Source organism: Gaetbulibacter sp. M240 (genome assembly GCF_043876815.1).
Taxonomy (GTDB): Bacteria; Bacteroidota; Bacteroidia; order Flavobacteriales; family Flavobacteriaceae; genus Gaetbulibacter_A.
Window position 1 is genome coordinate 40,750 of sequence record NZ_JBAWKA010000005.1, and the last position, 20,427, is coordinate 61,176.

Here is a 20,427-nt window from a genome sequence, read left to right on the forward strand (position 1 = left end):
TCTCTTGTCGGCGTTCAATAAAAATCTTGTATATTAGGTTTCATAAATTAGCAATCTACAAACCCTGACCACATGAGCGCTTTACTATTTTGGGCCTTTATTTCCATATTCTTCTCTTTTCTATGCTCTATTTTAGAAGCGGTGCTGTTGAGTGTGACCCCAACATTCATTAACATTAAAAAAGAAGAAGGACATGCGTATGCATCAAAACTGGAAACCTTAAAAAAGGATGTAGATAAACCGCTCATTGCGATTCTCACCTTAAATACCATCGCGCATACAGTAGGAGCTATGATGGTAGGAATCCAAGCTGAGGAACTACCCTATAAGATTGAGCTTTTTGGAATTAATACCGTTGGTGTTGTTTCAGCCCTCATGACGCTTCTGATCCTAGTTGCTTCCGAGATCATACCAAAAACCATTGGGGCCAAGTACTGGAAGAGCCTAGCCAATTTTGCATCCGTAGCTATTAGTGCCCTTATTTTTCCTTTACGATGGACAGGAATTCTTTGGGTATTACAACTCACCACAAAATTAATTGGTGGTAAAGGTCATGGCAGCATATTGAGTAGAGAAAGTTTTATGGCCATGACAGATGCTGCTCATAAAGAAGGGGTTTTTAAGGATAATGAAAGTACCATCATTAAAAATCTACTCACCTTCAAAAAAGTATTCGCCAAGGATATCATGACTCCCAGACCCGTAATGAAAATTGAAGATGAACAAGCCACTGTAGCCGATTTTTTTGATAAAAATAGCGACTTAAGATTTTCGAGAATCCCTATTTATGCCGAAAATGAAGATGACATCTCCGGTTTGGTTTTAAAAGATGAGATTTTTAAAGAAATGGCTCTGGACCATGGCGATAAAATCCTAGCTGAGCTAAAACGACCCATCATTATTGTGGTGCGTGATTTGCCCATTCCAAAACTATTCGACAAACTGGTTGAAAGCAGAAATCACATGGCTCTGGTGGTTGATGAATATGGTTCGGTAAGCGGCCTTGTAACGATGGAGGATGTTATTGAAACCCTTCTTGGATTAGAGATCATGGATGAAAGCGACAATGTTTCCGACCTTCAACACCTGGCACGAAAAAGCTGGGAAAGCCGGGCTAAGAAGCTAGGTATTTACGACGATACCAATACTTAAAAGGTATGAGTTCCTGCATTATCAAAACGCCCTTGGGCTTCACAAAAATTGAAGGCGTTCAGGAAGGTATAACGTCCATAACCGTCCTAAATTCCGAGGAAAAAATTACAGACATTATCCCAGAGGAGCTTGAGGATTGCGCCATACAACTTCAAGAATATTTTGAAGGTAGCCGAACGGTATTCGATCTAAAACTAAATCCATCAGGAACCGATTTTCAAAAACGCGTTTGGGATAAATTATTAGAAATTCCCTTCGGAAAAACGATGTCCTATTTAGACCTTTCCAAGCAATTAGGCGATGTAAAAGCCATTCGCGCCGTAGCTTCCGCTAACGGAAAAAACCCGCTTTGGATTGTCGTGCCTTGCCATAGGGTTATTGGTAGCGATGGAAGTTTAACCGGATATGCGGGCGGCCTTCATCGTAAGAAATGGTTGTTGGAGCATGAGAGTCCGCACAAACAACAAAGCTTATTTTAAAATTTCGGATAATTAAGCGATTAAAACCATTCCTGAAAAAGGCAGGATTTTAAGGGATTATTTTCCTATATTTAGTTTCACAAAACGAAACATCCCTAATGAAATATTTCAAACTTATAGTAGCCCTGATTATCGCTTTCGGGGTTTTTTATGCTTTAAATACGCCTCTGGGTTCTGCCCCCAGTTTAGGCGCTTTTTTTAACCCGAATCAAGGGTTCTGGCAAAACGATAGAACCACAAAAGTCTCAGGAGATTTAGCATTAGATGGTTTGAAGGAACCCGTTACCGTATTTTACGACAATCATTTGATTCCTCATGTTTTTGCTCAGAATGATACCGATCTTTATAGATCACAAGGTTACATTACAGCACAGCATCGTTTGTGGCAAATGGAATTTCAAACCTTCGCTGCAGCAGGGCGAATGTCTGAAATTGTAGGTGAAAAAGCCCTGTCTTACGACCGTGAACAACGCCGTAAAGGTTTGGGTTATGGTGCGGAAAAAGCCCTTGAAAAAATTAAAAAGGACCCTGAAATATTGGGATATTTGGAAGCTTATCGAGATGGCGTGAACAGTTACATTAATTCATTACATCCCAAAGATTATCCTATTGAATACAAATTATTGGGCTATGCCCCGGAGCCATGGACACTCATAAAAACAACCTTGCTGTTCATGTACATGACAGACGATCTTTGTGGTTACAGCAATGACTTTGCGTACTCTCATTTGTTTAAAAAATTTGGTGAAGACCGATTCAATCTGATGTTTCCCGATTTCTTTGATATGAACGATCCAATAATTCCGGTAGGCACAGATTGGAGTTTTATTGACACCCCAATAACGGAAACTCCGCAATCTGAAATTCCAACGGATTCAATTTCAGAAACGATGGAAGATCCTAACCCTGCTAATGGAAGTAATAATTGGGCGGTTTCAGGTTCAAAATCGTATTCAGGTCATCCTATTTTAGCCAACGATCCGCATCTTAAACTTAACTTTCCCTCTATTTGGTTTGTGATGCAATTGGCAACCCCTGAACATAATGCCTTCGGGGCTACCTTACCGGGAGCAATGGGTGTGGTTTCCGGGTTTAATACACATATCGCCTGGGGAGAAACTAATGCCACTCGAGACGTTAAAGACTGGTATAAAACTATATTTAAAGATCCTTCAAGACAAGAATATAAATACGATAATGCTTGGCGGAAAACAGAAGTGCGCTTGGAGAACATTAAAATTAAAGGTAAAGAAACCTATGTTGATTCTGTGTTGTATACCCACCAAGGTCCGGTTAGTTATGATTATAATTACAAAGGAAAACAAAAAACAGTGGGCTACGCTATGAAATGGACGGGCCTTATGGGTGGCAATGAACAGCGCACTATTTTAGAGCTAAATAAGGCTAAGAACTATAACGATTATGTTAACGCCATAAAACATTGGGTCGCTCCAGCACAAAATTTTGTTTTCGCTTCTACTAAAGGTGATATCGCGCTTTGGATACAAGGATTATTTCCTAATAAATGGCCTGGACAAGGTAAGTTCTTGATGGATGCGAGTAATCCAGATATGGAATGGCAAAGCTTTATTCCACAGCCATACAACGCTAAAACTAAAAACCCGGAACGGGGCTTTGTGAGCTCGGCCAATCAGCACCCGGTGGATCAGCAGTATCCGTATTACGTATTTAACGATCATTACGAAACCTATCGAAATCGTGTGATCAATGATTTTTTTAGGTCAAAAGAAAAGTTCAATATCCAGGATATTAAAGATCTGCAGAATAACGTATTCAATTTAAAGGCTTCAGAGCTCTTACCTTACGCTTTTCAAAATTTGGATACATCGACATTGACGCCTGAAGAGATCGGGTATTACAACCAAATCAGAGACTGGGACTTTAATACAACGATTGATTCCAACGCCCCAACTATTTGGGCGGTTTGGTGGCCCATCTTATTCGACCTCACCTGGGATGATATCGATTGGGAAAATGCCTTGAAGAAAAAGTTAGAATCCAATGATAGGGACACCTTTAAGCGTACATTACATTATCAAACCATTTACCTGCTTAAAAATAACCCCGACAGCCCAATAATGGATCTTGTTGATACACCGGAAAAAGAAACCTCCAGCGATTTATTCTTAATGTCGTTCAAGGAGGCAGCAAGAAAACTTCAGGATTGGAAAAAGGAACATGGCGATATTAATTGGAGGAATTATAAAGGTGCTTATGTGGGCCATTTGTTGCAAGCCTTACCGGCCTTTTCCCGTTTCGATATCCCGATTGGAGGTGATAGAAATACCGTTAATGCTTCCGATACAAATCACGGACCTTCTTGGCGAATGATCGTTGAAATGACCTCGCCACCAACCGGATTAGGAATTTATCCCGGTGGCCAATCCGGGAATCCGGGAAGCCCCTACTACGATAATTTTATTGACGACTGGGCTGCAGGTAACTATTTGAACCTTGATTTTATGCAAAACCCAACGGTAAATGATAACACCATGAGCACACAAACCTTAAATCCGACACCATGAAAAGAAACCTAATACATTTTATATTGGTCATTATTACAGCGCTGATCCTTGCCCAGTTCTTCCCATGGTGGTCTGTTATGGTTGCAGGCTTTTTATTGGGTTTTCTCCAGCCTTTAAAAAAAGGTGCTGTATTCTTTATCCCGTTTTTAGCCATCATGCTCTTATGGATTGCTCAAGCTTTAGTGATAAGTAGTAAAAATGATTTTACCTTGGCCAGGAAAATTGCGGTGTTGTTTCCATTAGGTGGTAATCCTTATCTCTTAATTTTAGTTACCGGTATTGTTGGAGGTCTTGCCGCAGGTGTTGCCGGTATATTAGGTAAACAATTCCGAACGGTCATGACATCTAAAAAATAGTCCCATCTATGATAGCCAAACTTAACATTGAAAATATTTTATTTCTAGATATTGAAACCGTTCCGGAAACGGAACATTTCTCTGATCTGGACCACATAAAACAAATGCTTTGGGAGCATAAATCTCAGTACCAACGTAAAGACGATTTTACTGCGGAGGAGTTTTACGATCGTGCCGGCATTTGGGCGGAATTTGGAAAGATCATTTGTATCTCTGTAGGTTATTTCAATATCCTTAATGATAAAAAAACGTTTCGGGTTACCACGCTTCATGGCACCGAGGATAAGATTTTAAAAGAATTTAAGAACCTCTTGGATACGCATTTCTTTCAAGCGAAACATTTGCTCTGTGCCCATAATGGTAAGGAATTCGATTTTCCATATATTGCCCGGCGGATGATCATTCATAATATAGAATTACCGGACAAACTGAATTTATTTGGTAAAAAACCCTGGGAAGTACCGCATTTGGATACCTTGGAATTATGGAAATTTGGCGACTATAAAAACTATACGTCTTTAAAATTACTAACCCATATTTTAGGTGTGCCGTCCCCAAAAGATGATATTGACGGCAGTGAGGTTTACCGGGTGTATTACGAGGAAAAAGACATCGATCGCATTATAAATTATTGTGAAAAAGATACCATTGCTGTGGCACAGATATTTCTGAGACTACGCGGTGACGAACTTTTAAACGACGAAGACATCATTCATAAATAAATGGCAAAAAACCCCCTTTTACAGGTCAAGAATTTATCGGTGGCGTTCGGTAATAATACCGTGGTGACCAATATTTCCTTTGATTTGCATCAAAATGAGATATTAGGGATTGTAGGGGAATCCGGTTCGGGAAAATCAGTATCCTCCTTGGCCATTCTCAAATTATTACCCAAACGTATCTCAAAAATTACCTCGGGAAGTATTCTGTTCGATGAAGACGACCTCATCCTGATTCCGGAAAAAAACTTTCAACCCATTCGTGGCAAAAAGATCGCTATGATCTTTCAGGAACCCATGAGTTCTCTGAATCCTTCCATGACCTGTGGTAAACAGGTACAGGAAATGTTATTACAGCATACCGATTATACGAAGAAGGAAGCTGAAACGGAAACCTTGTCCTTGTTTGAAAAAGTGAAACTTCCTGACGTAAAGAACACATACAATAAATATCCTCACGAGATCTCAGGGGGCCAAAAACAACGGGTTATGATCGCTATGGCCATTGCCTGTAAACCGGATATTTTGATCGCTGATGAACCTACAACCGCTTTGGATGTTACGGTTCAAAATGAGATCATCCATTTACTGAAAAAGCTTCAGAGCGAAACCAAAATGAGTATCATTTTTATTACGCATGATCTGGCATTAATTTCAGAGATCGCACAACGTGTATTGGTAATGTACAAAGGAGCCATTGTAGAAGCCGGCTCTGTAGAAACAATTTTTAAATCGCCACAACATAATTATACAAAAGCCCTTATCAACTCGAGACCAGCTTTGGATGTTCGGTTAAAAACACTACCAACCATTCAGGACTATTTGAACGGTACGACTTCCAAGGCTGTTGTAACAAAAAAGGAACGCGAAAAGAACCATAAAGCGTTATATGGTAAGCCCCCTTTATTGGAACTTATTAATGTTGAGAAAACCTATTTTTCTAAATCCGGATGGTTTTCCAAACCTCACACATTCAAAGCTGTTGATCAGGTGAGTTTTAAATTATATGAAGGAGAGACCTTAGGATTGGTAGGTGAATCCGGTTGTGGAAAATCAACGCTTGGAAATGCCATTTTACAATTGGATAAAGCCACAAAAGGAGAGATCATCTATAAGGGTCAGGACATTACGAAACTAGGGAAAAAGGCCATCAGAGCTTTAAGAAAAGACATTCAAATTATATTTCAGGATCCTTATTCTTCTTTAAATCCGCGAATTCCTATTGGGAAAGCCATTATGGAACCTATGCAGGTTCATAAATTATTTGGTTCGGATACGGAGCGAAAAGAAAAAACCATTGAAATTCTCGAACGTGTAGGTCTTTCGGAGGCTTATTTTGATCGGTATCCGCATGAATTTTCGGGAGGTCAGCGTCAACGTATTGGCATCGCACGAACCATTGCCTTACAACCAAAGTTGATCGTTTGTGATGAATCCGTTTCTGCTTTAGATATATCCGTGCAAGCACAAGTACTTAACTTGCTGAATGAGTTAAAGGAAACCTTTGGTTTTACGTATATTTTTATTTCTCACGACCTGGCCGTTGTAAAATATATGAGCGACCAATTACTGGTTATGAATCAAGGGAAAATTGAAGAATTAGGTGATGCCGATGATATATATGCGGCACCCAAAAAGGACTATACCAAAAAATTAATTCATGCTATACCCAAAGGGCTATAGCATGAATATTTTCTTGGTCAAATAAATTAAACTTTTAAAAAACTGTATATTTTCATTTACAGTTTCTTTGAATTTACTCTCTTCTTTAGTAGGTCGTTCAGGTAGATTTGTGGCAAAATTCATAAGTTCAAAATTTATGGTAGATTTGAAACAATCTATATATTACTTGGTTAATTTGGGCACTGCTAATATCAAACATTTTTTCAATATATCAGATAAAAAACAAATAAAATCGATAAAATGCATTATTTTTTAACATTTTACCGATTTTACCCCTATGTAACTATACCGTTTATAGGATCATTTCAGGAATGTCGCCTTCCACAATCAAGGTTCCTTCGGTAGCTTTTACAATGGCTTCAACCGAAACACCAGGTGCACGTTCTAATAATTTAAAGCCCTTATCGGTGACTTCAAGAACCGCCATGTTAGTCACTACCTTTTTAACGCAGTGCACACCGGTTAACGGAAGGGTACACGATTTTAATAATTTAGAGTCGCCATATTTATTGGTATGCATCATGGCCACGATAATATTTTCTGCACTAGCTACGAGGTCCATGGCGCCACCCATACCTTTTACCATTTTACCGGGAATTTTCCAATTGGCGATATCTCCATTTTCGGCAACTTCCATAGCTCCTAGAATCGTAAGATCTACATGTTGCCCACGTATCATGGAAAAACTCATGGCGGAATCAAAAAAGCTAGCGCCGGGTAAGGTGGTAATAGTTTGTTTACCAGCATTAATAACATCGGCATCCTCCTCGCCTTCAAAAGGAAAAGGTCCCATACCTAATACACCATTTTCACTTTGGAATTCCACCTCAATATCGTCGCGCACATAATTGGCTACTAAGGTGGGAATGCCGATCCCTAAATTCACGTAAAAGCCATCTTGTACTTCACGGGCAATACGTTTTGCTATTCCGTTTTTATCTAACATGTTGTTTATTTTATTAGTTTTTCTGCTGCCCTAGCCCGGATTGAGGCTTTGTTGGAGCTCCTCGCAGAGAGCGACTGCCGAAAGCCGGAAACAGCTTCAAAAAATGATTATTCTCTAGGTCTGGTTGTGCGTTGTTCGATGCGTTTTTCGTAGGTTTCTCCTTTAAAGATACGCTGTACGAAAATGCCGGGAATGTGAATTTGATTCGGGTCTAAGGTACCGAGCGGTACCAACTCCTCCACCTCAGCGACCGTAATGGTGGCGGCACCACACATATTAGGGTTGAAATTTCTGGCGGTTCCTTTGAAAATTAAATTTCCGGCCTTATCTCCTTTCCAGGCTTTTACGAACGCAAAATCCGCTTTAAAGGCGTGTTCGAGAACATGCATTTTGCCATTGAACTCGCGGGTTTCTTTCCCTTCGGCAACTTCGGTTCCAAAACCTGCGGGGGTGTAAAAAGCAGGTATACCGGCCTGTGCCGCCCGACAGCGTTCTGCCAAGGTGCCTTGAGGAATGAGCTCAACATCCAATTCGCCGGATAGCATTTGGCGTTCAAACTCATCGTTTTCACCCACATATGAAGACACCATTTTGTTGATCTGCTTCTTTTTAAGCAGCAAACCCAAGCCAAAATCGTCTACTCCGGCATTATTTGAAATACAGGTTAGACCTTTTACGCCGAGTTTCACTAAGTGGGCGATAGCATTTTCGGGAATACCGCTGAGACCAAAACCACCAAGCATAAAGGTCATGTTATCCTTGACGCCTTTTAAGGCTTCTTCAACAGAAGCTACTTTTTTGTTTATCATTATTATTCAATTTTTCACTATAAAATTACGAATAATTGAAAGAAAAGTGGAATTAATTGAATATTAAAAAATGAAGATTTTTAATGCTAGGAGTTGTAACTGTAATTATAGTTTATAGGATAATTTAAACATGATGATTCGGAGCCTAATGAAAGTCTTGCTGTCGCTAATTACGAAACTATTGAAGGCGTTTTGTTGTTTTGAAGAAATTGTTGGGTCTACTTTAAATTTTGGTATGTGTTTTTGTCATATTTTTAATTCGGTTTATAAAATAATCTTTTTCATCACTGCTATAACCAGTAAAGTAATCTAACAATTTACCTTCTTTATTGAATAATAAAAATACGGGATAGGAATTCATTCTAGACGATTTGAAAAAAGATTGATTAAAGTCTATGATAATTTTATCTTTTTGCTTTATGTGTTTAAAATCAATAACCTCTCTAAAATTGTTCTTTTCCTGATAGTGGATTGACTCATATAAGTAATAATGTTCTAACTTGTTTTTTAAAGAATCAAAAGTGCTCTTTAAATCCTTAATTGATTCTATACAGGGAGGGCAGTTTTCATTCCAGGTTTCTATTAAAACAAGTTTTTGGCTTTTTATTTTAAGAGTGTCATTTTTATAATTTATAAATCTGTAGTCTTGTAAATTTATGTTCTCATTTATATATTTTTCTTCGACACTACTTTGGAATGTATCGCTGATTAATGTTGTATCCTCCCAATATTTGAAAAGAATAAAAGCATATATGTAAGCAAAAAATATGTAAAAAAAATAAACTTCTTTTAAGTTCAATTTTTTAAAAATAAAGATGGAACTGTATAAGAAAATATTCGCAATTAAGATTGGGTTTAAAAGAAAGTAAATATCAATCTCTTTTATAAAAGCTACCAATATTAAATATAAAGTGGGAAATAAGACAATTAAGGATTTCGTAAATCTTAAATTTTTGAACTTATATAAAACAAAATGGGCTGAGGTAAAGGTATAGACTAAACAAATGAAAATTGAAATATTACTTTTTGTAGAATTATCCAACATTAATAACCCATATATGGGTATAAATATTATAGAATAAATAGTTATTAAAAAGTACTTTTTGAAATTCATTTGTTTAAAGTGGAGGGTTTGTGTTCTCAAAAACCCTCCTTGATTTTATTAAATATTTTTTACGTTAATTGAAATAAATATATTTCAGTCTATAGCTTAAGAAACTAAGCTTTTAATTTTGGTGGAGACAAATAATTATAAGTGCTGATTCGTTGTAACATTTTGCCAAAAAACCGCTTTTTACATTGATTGAAATGAAAGTCAGTTATTTGACCTTTAAGGGTAGAAATTAAAACAATAAATAAAAAGTATTTCCAATAAAAAGATGTGATTTGCAAAAAACACTTAAAAATTTTATCGATAAACGGTGTTATTTATCTCAGATAAAAATATAATTAGAGAGTTTTCAATTGCTCGAAAAGTAACTGTAATTATAGTTTATACGATAATTTAAACATGATGATTCGGGGCATAATGAAAGTCTTGCTATCGCTTATCAAGAAACTGTTAAAGGCGTTTTGTTGTTTTTAAAGAAAGGTATTTACTTACCTTCATTAATTAGTTTCTTATAATTCTCTCTCAGCATCTCGAGATATTCTTGTTTTGATTTTTTAATACCGTCTTTTGGTCGAACGATATTGACTTCTTGATTAAATTGAATTTTAGAAGCGATAAAGTAAAAACTGCCAAGACTTTTTTCTAATACCAGACCAGGCAACCCATCAAAACCAGCAGGACCAAAAGGAAAATTAATTTCAGGTGTAAACCATACAATAATCTTGATTTGGTACGTTTTCATTTTTCCAGTTTGGTCAGGTGCCTTATACGAATCCTCATGATATGCTTTATAGCAAAGGTATCCGCCAATTGTTTTACTCTCCTCGGTGATAACCCAATTGTATTCTTTAAAAGAAGGCTTGACAAGGTATAGTTTACCATCAACAAAGGTTTCAAACTGATGCAATTTTAATTCCTCTTTAATGTTTTTATAAAAAACACCATTTCCCCCTCCCTTGGAATTAATGCGTTTATCTGATCCATCATGATCTAATTCCAAAAAAGGAATAAGTTCAAATCTGGATTCATTTCTATTACAAATCAGTTTATATTCTAAATTTTTCATTGGAATGGGAGCAGTATCTGAGGAGTCTTTATAATTTTTATATGCCTTAACATAGGTAACTTCTAAATTTTGAATCTCCCTCTGGGACCAGCAACTAATTGCTATGAACATGAATAAATAAAAATTAATAATACTTTTCATCAAAATGAGTTTTTGGGATTCTGCAATTTGTAATTTAAACAATACTTAGCAAATAATTCTTACAAAAGATGTTTTATTTATGTCTGAAACAAAAGTTAATCGACGAACGGTAAATCACTTAAACTCAACAAAAAAGCCATTCTAAAAAAGAATGGCTTTCAAATCATTTTAAAATAATGTTTTTATTCGTGTCTGAATTTAAAAATCAAGATCGTCGGGTAAGGCCTCTTCTATTTCAGTAGGACCTTCCGTAACTATAGAGCAATCCACATTAATAGAAAGTTGTTCCGGGGCTTCAAATTCTTCTTTAGAAACATTTAATTCTTCGTCGGCATAACAACTTTGCATATACAAGGCCCAGATGGGTAATGCCATGGAAGCTCCCTGACCATAGGTAATACTTTGAAAATGTACCGAGCGGTCTTCACCACCAACCCATACACCGGTTACTAAATTAGGTACCATCCCCATAAACCAACCGTCACTTTGATTTTGAGTGGTTCCGGTTTTACCGGCAATAGGGTTTTCAAATTTGTAAGGATATCCGGTAATAATTTCTTTGTACACCGCCTGATCTGCTGCTCCTGAATGACGCAATCGGGTACCTGAACCGCCTTCCGTTACACCTTCTAAAAGTTTCACCGTAACGTACGCCGTTTCTGCACCTAAGACGTCACGGGTTTCGGGTTTGAACTGGTATAAAATAGTACCATTCTTATCTTCAATACTGGTAACCATAACCGGCTTGGTATACACGCCTTTATTGGCAAAAGTGGAATACGCACCAACCATTTCATAAACACTCAGGTCAGCTGTACCTAAAGCGATGGACGGCACCGGAGGAATTTCCGATTCCACGCCCATTTTATGAGCCAGATCTACCACGGGTTGCGGACCTACCTTATCGATCAACCTGGCTGTAATGGTGTTTACTGAATTCGCTAACGCATTTTTTAAAGTACGTTTTCCGCCATAATCGTCATCACCACCAGAGTTCTTTGGGCACCATTGTTCCGGATTTCCAAATTTATTTTTCTCAATACAGAATGGGGTATCCGGGAATTGATCACAAGGTGATAAATGCAATTGGTCTATGGCCGTAGCATACACAAAGGGCTTAAAGGTGGAACCTACCTGGCGTCGTCCTTTTTCTACCATGTCGTATTGATAATGGCGATAATTGATACCGCCAACCCAAGCCTTGACATGGCCCGTTTGTGGATCCATGGACATCATTCCTGCTCGTAAAAAAGACTTATAGTAACGCATGGAGTCGATAGGCTTCATGATCGTATCGATCTCCGTGGCAACGCCATCCTTCCATGCGAATATGCCCATTTGAGTTGGCTTGTGAAACGATTCTTCAATTTCTTTGTTTTCCTTTTTAAGATCGTATTTCATTTTTCGCCAGCGTTCTGATTGGCGCATAGAGCGATTTAAAAGATCCTTAATTTCGGATTGATCCAATTCTGAAAATGGCGCTGTGGGATTACGTTGTGGTGTATTCTGATGATCGAACTCTTTCTGTAAACGCGGCATGTGCTTATGAACAGCATCTTCCGCATATTTTTGCATCCTTGAATCGATGGTGGTGTAGATTTTTAATCCATCGTTATACAAACTCCAGCGCGTACCATCAGGTTTTGGATTGTTCTTGATCCAGTCTTTCATAAAACCGTCCAGATAAGCTCTGAAATAGGTTGCGATCCCATCACGGTGTGATTGCGGCGTATATTTTAAGTCTAATGGTGTGGCTTGGAGCGAGTCTTTAACTTTTTCACTGAGGTAGCCATATTTGTACATCTGGCCTAAAACGACATTGCGACGATTTTTTACCCCTTCCGGATTCCTTCTTGGGTTATATAAAGCAGAATTTTTGAACATACCCACCAACATCGCCGACTCTTTGATGTTCAATTCCATAGGTTCTTTATCAAAATAAATACTGGCTGCACTTCGGATACCATCGGCATTATTTAAAAAATCGTAGATATTAAAATATTGCGAAATAATCTCATTTTTGGTGTACTGCCGTTCCAGTTTAGCAGCGATGATCCACTCCTTTACTTTTTGGAAAGCTCGTTGTAATTTACTATCTGATACCTGGATCGTGAACAATTGTTTAGCCAATTGTTGCGAAATAGTACTGGCTCCGCCACCGCTACCCAATTTAAAAATAGCGCGTAGTGTGCCTCGTGCATCAACCCCGGAATGACTTCTATAGCGGGCATCTTCAGTGGCAATTAAGGCGTCTACTAAATGCTGTGGTAATTCATTATAGGATACCGGTGTTCGGTTATCGTTCAAATAAAACTTCCCTAGGGTTTTTCCATCAGAGGAAATAATTTCGGTAGCTAAATTAGTCTTTGGATTTTCCAATACCGTGTAATCCGGCAATTCACCAAACCCCCCCCAGGAGGCTAATAAAAAAATGAGTATAATTGATAGGATTCCTCCGGAGAAAAGGATCCAAAACCAACGCACATAAATTGAGAAATCATCGGTTTTTTTGTTGCTTTTTTTTGTTTTTGCCATTGTTAAAGTCGCTTACATCTGGAGCAGCTTGCTATTTAAACAGGTTACTTTTTATTCTTTCTTTGCGGTTTCAATTCGGAATCCAACATCAGTAATACCTTCAAGGGTTTCAATACCTTCGACCATCCCAATCTCGCGCATGGCGTGTTGGATTTTAACGGTATAATCTCCGGATTCGGAGAACAAAACACCTTCTTTATACCATAACTTATTTTCTTTAACACTCGTCATACCCTCGCCCAATAATTTCCCTGAAGGATCGGCCATCCGGTATTCCAAGGTGTCTTTTATTATTTTTCCATGCGGAAAATCCATTTCCACGATCAAATACAAATTGCTGTATTTGTAATCTTGAGTATTCCGAAGGTTTATAAACAGGTTATACGGATTTATAGAATCCGGGGGCGTTATATTAAAACTCACAATGGAGTCTTTATGCCATTCGTTTGGAACCGATTTATAAACGTCGTAAACCCGTTTGGAATCACAAGAAACAATTAGCAAACCAAAAGCTAATAGCCATAACAAAATCCTATTTTGATGCATTTTTACTCTTTTGAGGTTTTCTATTACTGGATTTATTTCTGGTTTTGTTTCTGCCTCTATTCTTTTTACGTTTTTTATGACCCTTTGGACTATCGAAACGTGTTAAACTGTCTTGTCCAACAACGTTTTCAAAGTCGCTTTTAGTATTTTGAGCGAGGTCTAAAGCAAATTCTTCTAAACTCGTAATGGGTTTATTATTTTTGTTGGCGTCAATAATTTTATTGGCCTGATGAGCAGTAATTTTGTGCCAATTAGACCATTCACCCTCATAAGCATACCACATGAAACCACTAAAAATATCTGTTTTCTGACACACGGCGATGCCTTTTTCAGTTTTCAGCTTGATATCGGTTTTTGGAAAATCCTTTAAAGCATCCAGATACGCGTCTAACTCATAATTCAGACAGCATTTTAATTTACCGCATTGACCTGCCAATTTTTGAGGATTCAATGATAATTGTTGGTAGCGGGCTGCCGACGTACTTACCGAACGAAAATCAGTTAACCAGGTAGAACAACATAGCTCACGCCCACAAGAACCGATACCGCCAAGTCGCGCGGCTTCCTGACGAAACCCTACTTGTTTCATTTCAATTCGGGTTCTGAATTCGCGTGCAAAAACTTTAATAAGTTCCCTAAAATCTACACGGTCTTCAGCCGTATAATAAAAAGTCGCCTTACTGGCATCACCCTGAAATTCTATGTCTGAAATTTTCATTTCCAGTCTTAGGTCAATAGCAAACTGTCGTGCCTTCACCTTCATCGGTTCTTCGCGTTCGCGTGCTTGGGTCCAAATATCAATATCCTTTTGGGTGGCCTTTCGATATATTTTTAGGGTGTCTTCGGGTTTGGAAGAAATATTTTTACGCTTCATTTGAACGCGTACCAATTCCCCCGTAAGGGTAACCATACCAATATCATGCCCGGCAGGGGCTTGAGTTGCTACAACATCGCCTATGGATAAGGTGAGCTTCTCGATATTTTTATAATAGTGTTTTCTTCCGTTTTTATACCGTACTTCTACCCAATCAAAAGGCTGTTCTCCATTTGGCAGCGACATATTCGCCAGCCAGTCAAACACCGTTAGTTTATTACAACTATCTGTTCCGCAAGTGCCATTGTTCTTGCAGCCTTTTGGTTGGCCATTTTTTCCAGTTGAACAACTGTTACAAGCCATAAAGTGATTTATATTGAATTCGTTAATAATTACTTATCACGAATGAAAATTAAATTAATGAAGTAAAGATAAAAAGATAAGATTACTAAAGCGCCCTAAAATCTAAGTTTTTTAGGGCGCCATGATTCTAGGCTTGCGACTTGTTTTTTAAGACCTCAAAAATATTCCGTAAATCCTTTTTGTAAGGAAGATGATCGGCACGGCCTTTTTTGAAAATATCATTGCTATTCCCCTGACCTTTGCGTAATGCTTTTTGTTCCTCGTATGGTAAGGCATGGATCTCTTTACAGGTTTCGGAGCAGCAGTTATCCATAGCCTCTTTACAGGCATCGCATTGGATGAACAATAAATGACAGGCATCGTTAGCACAATTGGTATGGATATCGCAGGGCGCACCGCATTGATGACAATGCGCAATAATATCATCACTTATTTTTTCAGACCGGCGTTCATCAAACACAAAATTTTTCCCGATATATTTATTTTCCAGACCCTGTGCACTCACTTGTCGGGCGTATTCAATAATACCACCTTCCAACTGATATACCCTTTTAAAGCCTTTATGTTTAAAATAAGCACTGGCCTTTTCGCAGCGAATTCCGCCGGTGCAATACATTACCAGGTTTTTATCTTCCTTGTGCTCTTTAAGATCTTCCTCAATGATGTCCAACGATTCTCTAAACGTATCCACATCGGGAGTGACTGCATTTTTAAAATGACCGATCTCACTTTCATAATGGTTGCGCATATCCACCAAAACGGTGTTTTCATCATCGATAAGCTCGTTAAATTTTTGGGCGTCTACATGAACCCCTTTGTTAGTCACATCGAAAGTATCATCATTTAAACCATCAGCAACAATTTTCGGGCGCACTTTTATTTTCAATTTCAAGAACGACATGTTATCCTGTTCGATGGCGATGTTCAAACGCACACCGTTTAGAAAATCGATTGAATCCAGATGTTCTTTAAACGCTTCGAAATTATCAGCTGGTAGTGATAATTGGGCATTGATTCCTTCATAAGCCACATAGATACGACCTAGGACCTCAAGTTGGTCCCAAACAATGAAAATCTGGTCTCTAAATTCACGAGGATTTTGAATTTTCGCGTATTTGTAGAAAGACAGCGTTAATCGGTCCTTACCGGCTTCTTCAATTAATGCTGCTCTTTCTTTAGCGCTTAAGGTGTTGTACAGTTGCATGCTATACTAATTTTAAGGTTAAAGCTATTATTTTGAGAGGCAAAAATACGATTAATAAGCAAAAAAGTACTTAAAAATTTAAGTGCTTTGGTAGTCTGTGGCAAGGTAAATGAATTGACGACTAAATAAAAAGCACTGAACCACAGAAAAAATACGGGTTTTCATAACTATTTTCTTCCCATTATTAACAAGATGCAAATTGTTTATAAAGGTTGCGTTGTAGAGTTGTGTGCTGCAAAAAGTTGTAGTATTTTAGCTGAACAAATCTTAGAAAATTATTAGAATAATGAGCAGTGAAAAAGAAGCAAAATTAAAAGCGTTAAAACTTACTTTAGATAAATTAGATAAGGCTTACGGAAAGGGAACTGTAATGAGAATGAGTGATTCCGCGGTGGTGGATGTTGATGCTATTCCATCCGGTTCCCTCGGATTAGATATAGCTCTTGGTGTTGGTGGTTATCCGCGCGGACGTGTGATAGAAATTTATGGTCCGGAATCTTCGGGTAAAACAACCTTAACCTTACATGCTATTGCAGAAGCCCAAAAAGCAGGTGGTATTGCCGCTTTTATAGATGCTGAACATGCCTTCGATCGGTTTTATGCTAAAAAACTAGGTTTAGATATTGATAATTTAATTATCTCACAACCTGACAACGGTGAGCAGGCTCTGGAAATTGCAGATAACCTCATCCGTTCGGGAGCTATTGATATTGTGGTTGTCGATTCTGTAGCTGCTTTAACACCTAAAAGTGAGATTGAAGGTGAAATGGGTGATTCAAAAATGGGATTACATGCCCGTTTGATGTCGCAAGCTCTAAGAAAATTAACCGCGTCTATAAGTAAAACCAACTGCACGGTAATTTTCATTAACCAGTTACGTGAAAAAATTGGAGTGATGTTTGGGAATCCGGAAACTACTACCGGTGGTAACGCTTTGAAATTCTATGCTTCAGTACGTTTAGATATTCGTCGTTCTACGCAAATAAAAGATAGCAACGGTAATGTTTTAGGTAATAAAACGCGTGTAAAAGTTGTTAAAAACAAGGTAGCACCACCTTTCAGACTGGCTGAATTCGATATTATGTACGGCACAGGTGTAAGCAAGGAAGGTGAAATTCTGGATATTGCTGTTGAAAATGATATTGTGAAGAAAAGCGGTTCTTGGTTTAGTTATGGTGACACCAAACTTGGTCAGGGTCGTGATGCTGTAAAAGATCTGATAAAAGATAATCCCGAATTGATGGATGAACTGGAACAAAAGGTTCGAGAGGTCATGAAGGAAGCAACTACATAAAATTTAAAAGCCCGATAACGGGCTTTTTTTTATAACTCACGCAACCTTTTTATCTTTTTAGCATCTAATCGATGAAAGTCGAAATTATTAATTTGTTATGAAAAGGTTTATTTTATTTTCTGTTCTTATCCTGTTTTTTGCTTCATGTAGCACGGATGATCAACCCTATTATTACAGAGAATTCATGCCGGTAGAAAGCGTTGACATCCCGGAGGAATTTATCATGGGTGAAATATATCCTATTACCGTGCGCTATTACAGACCTACAACCTGTTATTGGTTCGAGACATTCTATTACCGCAAAGACAATAACATCCGTGTCGTTGCCCCGATCAATGTTGTTGGAAATGAAAACTGTGAACCATTAGATAATGTATTAACAGAAGATTCTTTTAACTTTTTGGTTACTAGCAATGGATCGTATGTTTTTAAATTCTGGCAAGGTGAAGACAGCAATGGTGATGATATTTATTTAACTATTGAAGTGCCGGTAGTAGAATAATTTAATTGTAACAAATACAAGGCTAATTTGAGTTTAAAACAACTCATAGAAAAGTGTAAATCGGAAGATACTAAAGCACAGGGAGAGTTATATACGATTTTCTCTGCCAAACTATTTTCGGTTTGTTTGAAGTATTCCAGGAATTACACTGAAGCAGAAGATAATTTGCAGGATGCCTTTATAACCATCTTCAACAAGATCCATCAATATAAAAACAAGGGATCATTTGAGGGCTGGTTAAAACGAATTGTTATCAATACGGTGTTGCAACGTTACCGCAAAGAAAAGGTCTTTGATATTATTAATGAAAATACTGTTGAGGCAGAAGAACAGGAGGTAGAAGATACACCGGTATCTTTGGAATATTTGCTCCGAAGTATTCAAAAATTACCAGACCGCTACAGACTGGTTTTCAACCTGTATGTTTTAGATGGCTATTCTCATAAAGACATCGCCGACATGCTGGAAATTAGTGAAGGTACCTCAAAATCAAACCTGTCGCGAGCGCGACAGATATTGAAAAAAGAAATTGAAAATTATACGAATTCGGTAAGAATTAATTCATTGTAATGAGTGATAAAAAGAATATAGACCGGTTATTTCAGGAAGGCTTTAAAGATTTTGAAGTCCAGCCCAATGATGCCGTTTGGAAACATATTGAAGCCAAACTGGGGAAAAAGAAAAAACGACGCGCTATTCCTTTTTGGTGGCCATATGCAGGTGTAGCTGCGCTTTTAGCATTGCTATTAGGTTTGGGCTACTCATATTTTAATGATGCAGAAGTTGTTCCGGAACGCAACCGCATTGTTAATGAGAACCCAAATACTTCTCCACATGAAATACTTGAAGAACAAGATCAGAATAAAACATTAGTTCCTGACCCTACAAACAACCTGCTTCCTGAAAACACCTTCTCCAACGAGCAACAATTAGCTTCAGAAAAAACTTCTGAAAGTAAAAATGCTTTGATCTCCGAGGTTCAAAAATCGAATGCAAATAAATCCATTACACAAGGCTCTAATACTAAAACAACTCCTAATAATCCTTCGGCGGTAGCCGGAAATGAAAGTGCAACATATCCATCTGATAGTTCAGATGATAGGGTTAAGAATCTCAATTTAAGTAAAGACTCAAACGCTGTTACAAACAACAATCCTTCAAATAACCCTTCAGCCATAGCTGAAAATTCATCCGATGTAAATTCGAAACAACGAAATGATCCGACTTCGGCTTTAGCCGAAAATAAACCTCGAAAAAATAATATAACGAACCAGGATTCACTTTCGGGACTAGCCCAAAACACAACTAAGAGCAAACAAAGCATTGAAGAGGTGCTTAACGATAATAAGATCCTTGAAAAGGAAGACGACGACGATTTAAGCAGGTGGAGTGTTGCTGCTAATGCTGCACCTGTTTATTTCAATTCCTTAGGGCAAGGCTCTGCAATTGACCCGCAATTCAACGGAAATTCCAAAACAGGAGAAGTAAATATGAGTTATGGGATTTCGGCCCGTTACGCCTTGAATAAAAAACTTCGGATTCGATCCGGAATCAATAAAGTAGCCTTAGGCTACAGAACAAATGATGTTTTGGTGTTTCAATCACTGAGCCAAAATTACACCTCTGGTACCTTAGATTTTATCTCTAAACCCGGAGATGTTAATTTACTTGGATTGGGAGCCAACGATAATACCACGCTTACCAGTGCTTCATCCATAAATTCTGCAAAACCGGAATCGGTAGTCTCCAACGCTGCGATCGATCAAACGTTCGGCTATATAGAAATTCCTGTAGAGCTTGAATATGCCCTGATCAACAAGCGTATTGGATTTCGGGTTATTGGAGGTTTTAGCACCTTGTTTTTAAGTAACAATGCGGTGTATACCGAATCAGAATCTGGCAGGACCTATTTAGGAGAAGCCAACAATATGAATGGTACAAGTTACTCAGGTAATTTTGGTTTGGGCTTGAGTTATGGTGTCACTAAAAAACTGGATCTAAATATTGAACCATTATTAAAATATCAATTCAATTCTTTTAACAGAACAGCTGGTGATTTTCAACCCTTTTTTATAGGTGTGTACACCGGCTTGTCGATAAAATTTTAAACGCTTGGTTAGATGCGGACTTTGGTTTTTTTGATCCTTCCAAGATCAAGTCC

General features: G+C 38.0%; 18 protein-coding genes. 10 read left to right on the top strand and 8 right to left on the bottom strand.

All coding sequences use genetic code 11. From position 1 onward, the window contains the following. Positions 1-72 precede the first annotated feature (72 nt). From V8G61_RS13305 to V8G61_RS13330, 6 genes are all read left to right on the top strand, one after another. Positions 73-1,152 (top strand): CNNM domain-containing protein, encoded by a 1,080-nt coding sequence (locus V8G61_RS13305; protein ID WP_394876348.1) that lies wholly within the window; start codon positions 73-75, stop codon positions 1,150-1,152. 5 nt (positions 1,153-1,157) lie between these two features. Next, positions 1,158-1,631, top strand: coding sequence for a methylated-DNA--[protein]-cysteine S-methyltransferase (locus V8G61_RS13310; RefSeq protein WP_394876350.1), 474 nt, complete (start codon positions 1,158-1,160; stop codon positions 1,629-1,631). Between the two features lie 98 nt (positions 1,632-1,729). Then, positions 1,730-4,177, top strand: a complete 2,448-nt coding sequence (locus tag V8G61_RS13315) for a penicillin acylase family protein (RefSeq protein ID WP_394876352.1) — start codon at positions 1,730-1,732, stop codon at positions 4,175-4,177. Then, positions 4,174-4,533: a hypothetical protein gene (locus tag V8G61_RS13320; RefSeq protein WP_394876354.1), complete on the top strand. Its 360-nt coding sequence runs from the start codon at positions 4,174-4,176 to the stop codon at positions 4,531-4,533. The genes V8G61_RS13315 and V8G61_RS13320 overlap by 4 nt, the downstream gene beginning before the upstream one ends. An 8-nt stretch (positions 4,534-4,541) precedes the next feature. After that, a complete protein-coding gene (locus tag V8G61_RS13325; RefSeq protein ID WP_394876356.1) occupies positions 4,542-5,255 on the top strand; it encodes a 3'-5' exonuclease in 714 nt (237 codons plus the stop codon). Continuing rightward, entirely contained in the window at positions 5,256-6,935 is a 1,680-nt protein-coding gene (locus tag V8G61_RS13330) for an ABC transporter ATP-binding protein (RefSeq protein ID WP_394876357.1), read from the top strand. A 292-nt stretch (positions 6,936-7,227) separates the two neighbouring features. On the opposite strand, the gene V8G61_RS13335 is transcribed toward V8G61_RS13330, so the two are convergent. The 8 genes from V8G61_RS13335 to V8G61_RS13370 all read right to left on the bottom strand — a co-directional run bounded on the left by V8G61_RS13335 (position 7,228) and on the right by V8G61_RS13370 (position 16,470). Beyond that, entirely contained in the window at positions 7,228-7,881 is a 654-nt protein-coding gene (locus V8G61_RS13335) for a 3-oxoacid CoA-transferase subunit B (protein ID WP_394876358.1), read from the bottom strand. 107 nt (positions 7,882-7,988) lie between these two features. Beyond that, positions 7,989-8,690 (bottom strand): CoA transferase subunit A, encoded by a 702-nt coding sequence (locus tag V8G61_RS13340; RefSeq protein WP_394876359.1) that lies wholly within the window; start codon positions 8,688-8,690, stop codon positions 7,989-7,991. A 223-nt stretch (positions 8,691-8,913) separates the two neighbouring features. Then, positions 8,914-9,489 carry a TlpA family protein disulfide reductase gene (locus V8G61_RS13345; RefSeq protein ID WP_394876361.1) on the bottom strand — a complete coding sequence of 192 codons (576 nt, stop codon included), beginning with the start codon at positions 9,487-9,489 and terminating at the stop codon, positions 8,914-8,916. 796 nt (positions 9,490-10,285) lie between these two features. After that, the gene (locus V8G61_RS13350; protein WP_394876362.1) at positions 10,286-11,008 is read right to left on the bottom strand and encodes a GLPGLI family protein; all 723 of its coding nucleotides are present in this window, start codon (positions 11,006-11,008) and stop codon (positions 10,286-10,288) included. 198 nt (positions 11,009-11,206) lie between these two features. After that, the gene (locus V8G61_RS13355; RefSeq protein ID WP_394876363.1) at positions 11,207-13,543 is read right to left on the bottom strand and encodes a transglycosylase domain-containing protein; all 2,337 of its coding nucleotides are present in this window, start codon (positions 13,541-13,543) and stop codon (positions 11,207-11,209) included. A 51-nt stretch (positions 13,544-13,594) separates the two neighbouring features. After that, a complete protein-coding gene (locus V8G61_RS13360; protein WP_394876364.1) occupies positions 13,595-14,089 on the bottom strand; it encodes a gliding motility lipoprotein GldH in 495 nt (164 codons plus the stop codon). Beyond that, positions 14,076-15,266 (bottom strand): stage 0 sporulation family protein, encoded by a 1,191-nt coding sequence (locus V8G61_RS13365; RefSeq protein WP_394876365.1) that lies wholly within the window; start codon positions 15,264-15,266, stop codon positions 14,076-14,078. Before V8G61_RS13365 ends, V8G61_RS13360 begins: the two co-directional genes overlap by 14 nt. Before the next feature lie 127 nt (positions 15,267-15,393). Next, on the bottom strand, positions 15,394-16,470 hold the full coding sequence (locus V8G61_RS13370) for a rhodanese-related sulfurtransferase (protein WP_394876366.1): 1,077 nt from the start codon (positions 16,468-16,470) through the stop codon (positions 15,394-15,396). A gap of 286 nt (positions 16,471-16,756) precedes the next feature. Between V8G61_RS13370 and recA the strand changes: the two genes are divergently transcribed. The 4 genes from recA to V8G61_RS13390 all read left to right on the top strand — a co-directional run bounded on the left by recA (position 16,757) and on the right by V8G61_RS13390 (position 20,374). After that, positions 16,757-17,764 carry a recombinase RecA gene (gene recA / locus V8G61_RS13375; RefSeq protein WP_394876367.1) on the top strand — a complete coding sequence of 336 codons (1,008 nt, stop codon included), beginning with the start codon at positions 16,757-16,759 and terminating at the stop codon, positions 17,762-17,764. 97 nt (positions 17,765-17,861) lie between these two features. Then, positions 17,862-18,266: a hypothetical protein gene (locus V8G61_RS13380; protein ID WP_394876368.1), complete on the top strand. Its 405-nt coding sequence runs from the start codon at positions 17,862-17,864 to the stop codon at positions 18,264-18,266. A gap of 27 nt (positions 18,267-18,293) precedes the next feature. Beyond that, positions 18,294-18,836: an RNA polymerase sigma factor gene (locus tag V8G61_RS13385; protein WP_394876369.1), complete on the top strand. Its 543-nt coding sequence runs from the start codon at positions 18,294-18,296 to the stop codon at positions 18,834-18,836. Then, positions 18,836-20,374 carry a hypothetical protein gene (locus tag V8G61_RS13390; RefSeq protein ID WP_394876370.1) on the top strand — a complete coding sequence of 513 codons (1,539 nt, stop codon included), beginning with the start codon at positions 18,836-18,838 and terminating at the stop codon, positions 20,372-20,374. Before V8G61_RS13385 ends, V8G61_RS13390 begins: the two co-directional genes overlap by 1 nt. Positions 20,375-20,427: the final 53 nt, after the last annotated feature.

Coding starts and splice junctions, on each gene's coding strand:
- V8G61_RS13350 (WP_394876362.1), bottom strand. CDS start 11,008: ATGAAAAGTATTATTAATTTTTATTTATTCATGTTCATAGCAATTAGT.
- V8G61_RS13310 (WP_394876350.1), top strand. CDS start 1,158: ATGAGTTCCTGCATTATCAAAACGCCCTTGGGCTTCACAAAAATTGAA.
- V8G61_RS13365 (WP_394876365.1), bottom strand. CDS start 15,266: ATGGCTTGTAACAGTTGTTCAACTGGAAAAAATGGCCAACCAAAAGGC.
- V8G61_RS13305 (WP_394876348.1), top strand. CDS start 73: ATGAGCGCTTTACTATTTTGGGCCTTTATTTCCATATTCTTCTCTTTT.
- V8G61_RS13370 (WP_394876366.1), bottom strand. CDS start 16,470: ATGCAACTGTACAACACCTTAAGCGCTAAAGAAAGAGCAGCATTAATT.
- V8G61_RS13325 (WP_394876356.1), top strand. CDS start 4,542: ATGATAGCCAAACTTAACATTGAAAATATTTTATTTCTAGATATTGAA.
- recA (WP_394876367.1), top strand. CDS start 16,757: ATGAGCAGTGAAAAAGAAGCAAAATTAAAAGCGTTAAAACTTACTTTA.
- V8G61_RS13335 (WP_394876358.1), bottom strand. CDS start 7,881: ATGTTAGATAAAAACGGAATAGCAAAACGTATTGCCCGTGAAGTACAA.
- V8G61_RS13320 (WP_394876354.1), top strand. CDS start 4,174: ATGAAAAGAAACCTAATACATTTTATATTGGTCATTATTACAGCGCTG.
- V8G61_RS13315 (WP_394876352.1), top strand. CDS start 1,730: ATGAAATATTTCAAACTTATAGTAGCCCTGATTATCGCTTTCGGGGTT.
- V8G61_RS13340 (WP_394876359.1), bottom strand. CDS start 8,690: ATGATAAACAAAAAAGTAGCTTCTGTTGAAGAAGCCTTAAAAGGCGTC.
- V8G61_RS13390 (WP_394876370.1), top strand. CDS start 18,836: ATGAGTGATAAAAAGAATATAGACCGGTTATTTCAGGAAGGCTTTAAA.
- V8G61_RS13360 (WP_394876364.1), bottom strand. CDS start 14,089: ATGCATCAAAATAGGATTTTGTTATGGCTATTAGCTTTTGGTTTGCTA.
- V8G61_RS13380 (WP_394876368.1), top strand. CDS start 17,862: ATGAAAAGGTTTATTTTATTTTCTGTTCTTATCCTGTTTTTTGCTTCA.
- V8G61_RS13330 (WP_394876357.1), top strand. CDS start 5,256: ATGGCAAAAAACCCCCTTTTACAGGTCAAGAATTTATCGGTGGCGTTC.
- V8G61_RS13355 (WP_394876363.1), bottom strand. CDS start 13,543: ATGGCAAAAACAAAAAAAAGCAACAAAAAAACCGATGATTTCTCAATT.